At 63.8% G+C, this 6,838-nt stretch carries 8 protein-coding genes; 2 read left to right on the top strand and 6 right to left on the bottom strand.

The features are described from left to right. Positions 1-342 precede the first annotated feature (342 nt). From flgF to QRM89_RS17545, 6 genes are all read right to left on the bottom strand, one after another. Complete coding sequence (gene flgF, locus QRM89_RS17570) at positions 343-1,098, bottom strand: flagellar basal-body rod protein FlgF (RefSeq protein WP_040941329.1); 756 nt, start codon at positions 1,096-1,098, stop codon at positions 343-345. A 143-nt stretch (positions 1,099-1,241) separates the two neighbouring features. Further along, a complete protein-coding gene (gene flgE, locus QRM89_RS17565; protein WP_040941328.1) occupies positions 1,242-2,465 on the bottom strand; it encodes a flagellar hook protein FlgE in 1,224 nt (407 codons plus the stop codon). Between the two features lie 31 nt (positions 2,466-2,496). Further along, positions 2,497-3,162, bottom strand: a complete 666-nt coding sequence (locus QRM89_RS17560; protein WP_040941327.1) for a flagellar hook capping FlgD N-terminal domain-containing protein — start codon at positions 3,160-3,162, stop codon at positions 2,497-2,499. Positions 3,163-3,185: 23 nt separating this feature from the next. Next, complete coding sequence (gene flgC, locus QRM89_RS17555; RefSeq protein WP_002813454.1) at positions 3,186-3,593, bottom strand: flagellar basal body rod protein FlgC; 408 nt, start codon at positions 3,591-3,593, stop codon at positions 3,186-3,188. 3 nt (positions 3,594-3,596) lie between these two features. Next, positions 3,597-3,998 (bottom strand): flagellar basal body rod protein FlgB, encoded by a 402-nt coding sequence (gene flgB / locus QRM89_RS17550; RefSeq protein ID WP_040941326.1) that lies wholly within the window; start codon positions 3,996-3,998, stop codon positions 3,597-3,599. Between the two features lie 467 nt (positions 3,999-4,465). Continuing rightward, a complete protein-coding gene (locus tag QRM89_RS17545; protein WP_011037117.1) occupies positions 4,466-5,410 on the bottom strand; it encodes a chemotaxis protein in 945 nt (314 codons plus the stop codon). Between the two features lie 394 nt (positions 5,411-5,804). Here QRM89_RS17545 and flgA point away from each other — a divergent pair, with 394 nt between their 5' ends. Together flgA and flgM are read left to right on the top strand one after the other, a co-directional pair. Continuing rightward, on the top strand, positions 5,805-6,449 hold the full coding sequence (gene flgA, locus QRM89_RS17540) for a flagellar basal body P-ring formation chaperone FlgA (RefSeq protein ID WP_115555968.1): 645 nt from the start codon (positions 5,805-5,807) through the stop codon (positions 6,447-6,449). A 66-nt stretch (positions 6,450-6,515) separates the two neighbouring features. After that, positions 6,516-6,827, top strand: a complete 312-nt coding sequence (gene flgM, locus QRM89_RS17535; RefSeq protein ID WP_011037119.1) for a flagellar biosynthesis anti-sigma factor FlgM — start codon at positions 6,516-6,518, stop codon at positions 6,825-6,827. Positions 6,828-6,838: the final 11 nt, after the last annotated feature.

Below are 6,838 nucleotides of genomic sequence, written 5' to 3'. Positions count from 1 at the left end.
TTACAAGGACGTACTTGCAGCGTGTCCCGCGATGGTGGGCGGGCAAGGGCCTTGCCACCAAGTCGCAGATCAGCCGCTCTAAAGGGTGTCCCGCGATGGTGGCCGGGCAAGGGCCCTGCAGCCAAGCTGGGTGAGCCAGGGTCCTGCAGCCACGCTGCAGATCAGCCGCAGCGAGAGACCAGATCATTCGCTCAGCAGTAGACCTGCGTGTGCATGACGAGAGTGGCCAAACGACATGCCAATTGCGTCAGCCTGCCATGCCGCCTCGCGCCTGCTCTCGAATTGGTTGGCAAAAACCCTGGCCGGCCGACCCGCGACGACACAGTCGCCTTGGTGTGATGTTTAGCCGCTGACACGTAGCAACGAATTGGCCGACTGCGCGTTGTCGTCGCCGTTCTTGATGATCTTCACCTGCATCTCGAACTGGCGCTGTAGCTGGATCATCTCCACCAGCGCGCCGGCGGCATCCACGTTGCTGCCTTCCAGCATGCCGCTGTTGACGGTCTTGCCGGTGGCCACCGCAAATGCCTGCGCCGGGTCGGTGCTGGTATTGCGCATCAACCCGTCCGGGCGCCGCGTCAAACGGTCGGCGGGCGCATCGACCACCTTCATCTTGCCGACGATGGCCATGGTCTGCGGGCCTTCGCCCTGCGGAATGATGGAAATGCTGCCATCGCTGCCGATTTCCATCGCCTGGTGCGGCGGGATGGTCATCGGGTTGCCGCCTTCATCCAGCACCGCGTGCCCGTTGGCAGTGACCAGCTGGCCATTGGCGGTGAGCGCCAATTCGCCGTTGCGGGTATAGGCCTCGCTGCCGTCCGGCGACTGCACCGCCAGCCAGCGGTCCTGCTGTAGCGACACATCCAGCGGGTTGCCGGTGACCTTCTGGTGGCCCTGGCTGCGATCGAAGCCCTGGTCCACATGCAGCGCATCGATCCGCGACGGATACCCCTTGCCCCGGATCTGGAATGCCTCGGTGTTGGCCAACGCGGCCTTGAAACCCACCGTATCGACGTTGGCGAGATTGTGCGACACGGTGCTCTGCGCCTGCAGCGAAGCGCGGGCACCGGTCATTGCAACGTAGAGGGCTTTGTCCATGAGACACCGGGATTCGGGATTCGGGATTGGGGATTCGTAAGAGCGGGCTGTAGTGATCTGGGAGAAAAGGGGCAGGGCCAGTATCCGGTTGACGGAGTACCGGCTCTTGCCAATCCCTAATCCCCAATCACAAATCCCGGCCGTTAACGAATATTGATGATCGTCTGGGTGACCTGATCCTGGGTCGAGATCATCTGCGAGTTGGCCTGGAAGTTGCGCTGGGCCACGATCATGTTCACCAGCTGCTCGGTCAGGTCCACCGTGGAGGCTTCCAGCGAGCCGGATTCGATCTGGCCCAGGTCCGAGGTGTCCGGTGCGCCGGTGCGGGCGGCGCCGGAGGTGTAGCTTTCGGCCCACATGTTGTTGCCCTGCGACTGCAGGCCCTGCGGGTTGACGAAGCTGCTCAGTGCGACCTGGCCCAACGCCTTGTCGGCACCATTGGAGTAACGCGCAAACACCACGCCGCTGGTGTCGATGCTGATTTCGTTGAGCTTGCCGCTGGCGTAGCCATCCTGGCGCGTATCGCGCAGCGCGAAGGCTTCGCCGTACTGGGTGGAACCGCTGACATTGAGCTGCATGCTCAGCACGCCGGCACCGGTGCTCGGGGTGAACGGGTCCATCGCCACGATGCCGTTGGCCGGCGTGGTCAGCGAGCCGGTGTCGGAGAACTGCAGCGTGGTCGGCGCGCCAACAGCCGAGCCATCCACGTAGTTGTGCACTTGCCACTCGTTCGGGTTGGCGGTCTTGACGAAGTAGGAGGTCTGCACGTGGCTGACGCCCAGCGAGTCATAGACATTGATACCGCCGGTGGAGTGGCTGTAGGTCTTGTCGTCGGCCGGGTTGAACGGGGTCACCGTCGGTGCGGTGGCGTTGCCGGGCAGGGTGAAGGCCAGGTTGACCGTGGAGGTCGACTTGGGCGGGCTGTCGGTGGTCAGCAGCTGCAGGTCCGACAAACGGCCCACGTCGAAGCCATTGCCGCTGGGGTTCGGCGCGAATACCTGCAAACGGGCGCCCTGCGGGTTGATCACATAGCCGTTGGCATCGGTCTGGAAGTTGCCGGCGCGGGTGTACATCTTGGCGCCGTTGGAGGACACGGTGAAAAAGCCCTCGCCGGAGACGGCCAGGTCCAGGCTGCGGCCGGTCGGGTCGATGTTGCCCTGCGAAAACTGCTGCGCCACGTTGCTGACGCGCACGCCCGAACCCACCGCATTGCGCGACAGGCCGTAGCTGGTGCTCTGGAACATGTCGGCAAACTCGGCGCGCGACTCCTTGAAACCAGTCGTGTTGACGTTGGCGATGTTGTTGGAGGTGACGTTCAGATCGGCATTGGCTGCGTTGATGCCGGACAACGAGGTATTGAAAGCCATGGATGAGTTCCTTTAAGTGGCGGTTGCCGGCTCAGCTGACGCGGAGCACGTTGGCGAGCGGGGAGGTGCCGAGCCCCGTCAGGTTGAGATACAGGCCGTCCGAGCCGATCGTGACGCTGTCCACCGGTGCATCGACGTAGGTGGACAACTTGCTCTTGGCACCGGCGGTGTCGGTTTGGGTGGCGGTAATGCCGTATTTGCCGGCGGCCATGCGGTTGCCGTTGGCGTCGGTGCCATCCCAGGCAAACGACACCTCACCGGCGGCGCTGGCTGGCACGCTGAGCTGCTTGACGAAGGTGCCGTTGGCATCGGTGATTTCGAAATTGACGAAACCGGCCGAGGTCGCGGCGACCACGCCCTTGGCCGAGCCGGTCGCATCGATCGCCACCTGTGCCGAGGGCACCAACACGTTATGGCCCACCAGCGCGGCACCCTTGAGCACCTGGTCACTGTTCATCGAATCGGAGAAATTGCCGACCTTGGTATTGAGGTCGCCAATGCCCTGCACAGTGGAGAACTGCGCCAACTGGCCCAGAAACGCGCTGTTTTCCATGGGCTTGAGCGGGTCCTGGTGCTGGAGCTGCTCGGTCATCAATTTGAGGAAGTCGGCCTGGCCGAGCGCGTCCTCTTTCTTGGCGACCTTGCTGCTGGTGGTCAGCCCAAGGCTGTTGTAAAGGTCACTGCCGATCGTGCTCATCTGGAATGGTCCGTAAGGAAGGGTCAGCGACCCATGGTCAAGGTGGCGAGCGCCAGTTCCTTGGCGGTGTTGAGCATTTCCACGCCAGCCTGGTAGTTACGCGAGGCGGAAATCATGTTGACCATCTGCGAGACCGGGTCCACGTCGGGCGAGAACACGTAACCGTCGGCGTCGGCCAGCGGGTGGCCGGGCTCGTAGCGGCGGATCGGCGGCGCATTGGTGGTGGTGATCTCTTTGACGTTCACCGAGGTCAGGCTGGGGTCCTGGCGGTTTTGCTGCGCCTGGAAGATCGGCTCGATCGGCTTGTAGGTTGCTTCCGCCGAGCCCGCGACCGAGTCGGCATTGGCCAGGTTGGAGGCGATGGTGCTCAGGCGCACCGACTGCGCGTGCAGCGCAGAACCGGCGACATCGAAAATCGGAAGATTGCTCATGACTTATTGGCCCGTGATCGCGGTGAGCATCGAGCGCACCTTGGATTCGAGGAAGCTCAGCGACGCGCGGTATTCCAGCGCGGCGCGGCCGTAGGCGGCGCGTTCTGCATCGGGATCGACGGTGTTGCCGTCCAGGCTGGGCTGGTCGGCTTCGCGGGTGATCTGAAACGGGTTGAGGCCGGCGGCGCTGCCGATCTCGTAGTGCTTGGCATCGGTGGCCTGCATCAGGCCGCCGTCGCGGACGCCTTCTGCCGCCTTCAATGCCGCTTCGAAGTTCAGATCCTTGGCCTTGTAGCCAGGGGTGTCCACATTGCTCAGATTGCTGGCAATGAGCTTCATCCGCTGCTCGCGCAAGGTGAGCGCGTCGCCGTGGATGCCTAGGAAGGAGGTGAAGGGACTGGACACGGTGTTCTCCCGTGGAAGGTTGCCAGGGAGGAAGCAATGTTTGTGCCAGATCCTGGGCGCCGCTCTAATCGGGCCGGGCAGGATGGCTTTGGCGCGTCGCCGCTGGGTCGCTGGGCATGCAAGCGGCGGGCCGCGGCGCATGGGCCGTGTCGTTATCGGCAGGGCCAGGCGCGGTGATGGGGTAGCGGGCTCTGCCGCGTTCTTGTTTAAGGCTGGCCAGAGCGCAACGCGGCTAATGTGCCGAGCCCATTGCGCGCGAGCAGGCGAAGCCATCTAGGAAAGTGGCTGATCGCTAATCAAGAAGAAGGTGCGTATGCGAGGGCCAGGCGTAGCCAAACCCTTACGGCGCTTGCGCAGGCGTATGGCCGCCCGTTTGGGCAGCAGCATATTCGGAGGGAATCTCAGACGGGGGAAATCCCCATCAGGCCTGCACGCTTAGGCGGGCAGGGCGGCCGGATCCAGCAGGATCAGGCGGCTTCGGCCACCACGCGCAGGCGGGCCAGCACGTAATCGGCCAGCTCGTGAGCGCTGTACTTGGCCACGAAGGCGTTGGCGCCCACCTGCTCGACCATGGCGTTGTTGAACACGCCCGACAACGAGGTGTGCAGCAGCACGTACAGGCCCTGCAGGCCCGGCGTGCGCCGGATTTCCGTCGTCAGCGTGTAGCCGTCCATTGCCGGCATTTCGATATCGGAGATCACCATGGCGTAGCGCTCGGCCGGGTTTTCGCCCGATGCTGCTACCTGCAGCAGGTGATCCAGCGCCTGGCGGCCGTCGGAGAGCAGCGTCGCCGCCACGCCCAGCTGATCGAGCACGCTGCGGATCTGCTGGCGTGCCACGCGTGAGTCGTCCACCACCAGCACCTGGAACTGCCGGTCGGAGGTGACCAGCTGCAGCCCGGGATCCAGTTGCACGTCCTTGCTGACCTTGGCGATGTCGGCCAGCACGCTTTCCACGTCGATGACCTGGATCAGCTCACCCTGGAAGCGCGTCACCGCCGTCAAATAAGTGGCTTCAGCGCCCAGTTCCGGCGGCGGGTGAATATCTTCCACCGCGATATTGACGATGCGTTCCACCCCGCTGACCAGAAAGCCCTGCACCGAGCGGTTGAACTCGGCCACCACCAGGTAGCCGGGCCCGTTGTCGCCATGCGGGTCGCGCTCCGGGTGGCCAATGGCCAGGCCTAAGTCCAGCACCGGCACCGAGCGCCCGCGCACGTCGGCAACGCCGGCGAACTCGGTCGGCAGGCCGGGCACCTGGAACAGTTCCGGCCGGCGCAGCACTTCCTGCACTTTGAAGACGTTCACGCCAAAAAGCTGGCGGCCGCCCAGCCGAAACAGCAGCAGGGCCAGTCGATTGTGGCCAGCCAGACGCGTGCGCTGGTCGATGCGGTTGAGCAGATCGTGGGTCATGGGGCAGATATCGACAGCGCCCTTGGGAAACTTGAGGGCTTTATGGTTGGTCGGGGCGCTGTCGGGATTCGTGAGTCGGGATTGGGGATTCGCTAGGAGCGGTGATTGGTGATTCGGAAGTCGCCTGGGGCAGGGAATTGGTGGTTGGGGCATTTGGGATTGGTTTGGAGCGAAATCAAAGGCAGGGCTAAGGTGTGGATCTGTTGGTTGAGCTGTGCCGCGCTGCTGGATGACGTCCTTGGCCCTCGCCGGGCCACAAACAGCAGCAATCACCGCACCCGTTGGATCTGCAGCAGCCCGCTCTAACCAATCCCAAATCCCCAATCACCAATCCCGGCAAAAAACAGGCACACAGCTTGCAAGAGCTTCCGCGTCTTCTTCCGGATCTGGTCCCATGCGCCTGCTCCTGCTTGTCATCCTGTTGGTGTCTGCCCCGGCCTGGGCCGATGGCTACCAGTCCGTCGATTCGATCCGTGCCGCCGCGCTCGCCACCGTGGGTCCCGATGCCGAAGCGGAGGCCACGCTCGATCCCGGCCTGCGCATGCCGGCGTGCCCGATCGCGCTGCAGGCCCAGCCCACCGGTACCAATACGGTGGAAGTGGCGTGCCCGCAGCCGGCTGGCTGGCGCCTGTTCGTGCCGCTGAAGGTGCGGCGTAACCAGGATGTGCTTGTCCTGCGTCGCGGCCTCACCTCTGGAGAAACCATCTCGCTGGCCGATATCAGCATCGAGAAGCGCGATGCCGCGCGGATCGTCGGTGCGGTCCTGGCCGACCCGGCTACAGCGGTGGGCAAGACCGCCCGCCGCATCCTGCCGGCTGGCACGCTGTTGTCGGCCAATGACCTGGTCACCCCGCGGCTGGTACGGCGTGGCGACACGGTGCCGCTGGTGTCGCGCAACGGTGGGCTGGAGGTGCGCATGAGCGGTCGCGCGCTGTCCGACGCTGGCGAGAACGAGCGTGTCTCGGTGGAGAATTCATCCTCGCGCCGAGTCGTTCAGGGCATTGTTGAAGCGAGCGGTACCGTGGTGGTATCCAGATAGAAATTCTCTATAAAGTTTTTTTTCTGGCCGCCGTTATCCCCTACGACCTGTAGAGGAGTTCCTGACATGAGCCAGAAAATCGAAGGCAATCTACCGACCGCAGCGACTCTTCGTACCGCCACCGTGGGCAGCAAGATTGCCTCCGCTGGTGAAGACCGCGCGTCACCCGTTGCCGCAACACCGCCCACCGACAGCGTCAAGCTGACCGGCGAGGCGACCAACCTGCAAGCGCTGCAGCGCGAGCTTTCGCAGTCCTCGGCGATCGACACCGGTCGCGTCCAGGCGGTGAAGGAAGCGTTGCAGAACGGCAGCTATTCCATCAACCCGGATGCCATCGCCAGCCGCATGATGGATCTGAACCAGCAACTGGCGGGCTAATTGCCGGCCAA

The sequence above is a fragment of the Xanthomonas sp. LMC-A-07 genome (assembly GCF_030208825.1).
GTDB classification, from domain to species: Bacteria; Pseudomonadota; Gammaproteobacteria; order Xanthomonadales; family Xanthomonadaceae; genus Xanthomonas; species Xanthomonas campestris.
Note: the sequence above shows the minus strand (reverse complement) of the source record. Positions and strands in the feature narration are given on the sequence as shown.

Excerpts from the sequence above, each read along its gene's own strand:
- flgC (WP_002813454.1), bottom strand. The coding sequence starts at position 3,593 with ATGAGCAATCTTCCGATTTTCGATGTCGCCGGTTCTGCGCTGCACGCG.
- flgE (WP_040941328.1), bottom strand. The coding sequence starts at position 2,465 with ATGGCTTTCAATACCTCGTTGTCCGGCATCAACGCAGCCAATGCCGAT.
- flgA (WP_115555968.1), top strand. The coding sequence starts at position 5,805 with ATGCGCCTGCTCCTGCTTGTCATCCTGTTGGTGTCTGCCCCGGCCTGG.
- flgF (WP_040941329.1), bottom strand. The coding sequence starts at position 1,098 with ATGGACAAAGCCCTCTACGTTGCAATGACCGGTGCCCGCGCTTCGCTG.
- flgM (WP_011037119.1), top strand. The coding sequence starts at position 6,516 with ATGAGCCAGAAAATCGAAGGCAATCTACCGACCGCAGCGACTCTTCGT.
- QRM89_RS17560 (WP_040941327.1), bottom strand. The coding sequence starts at position 3,162 with ATGAGCACGATCGGCAGTGACCTTTACAACAGCCTTGGGCTGACCACC.
- QRM89_RS17545 (WP_011037117.1), bottom strand. The coding sequence starts at position 5,410 with ATGACCCACGATCTGCTCAACCGCATCGACCAGCGCACGCGTCTGGCT.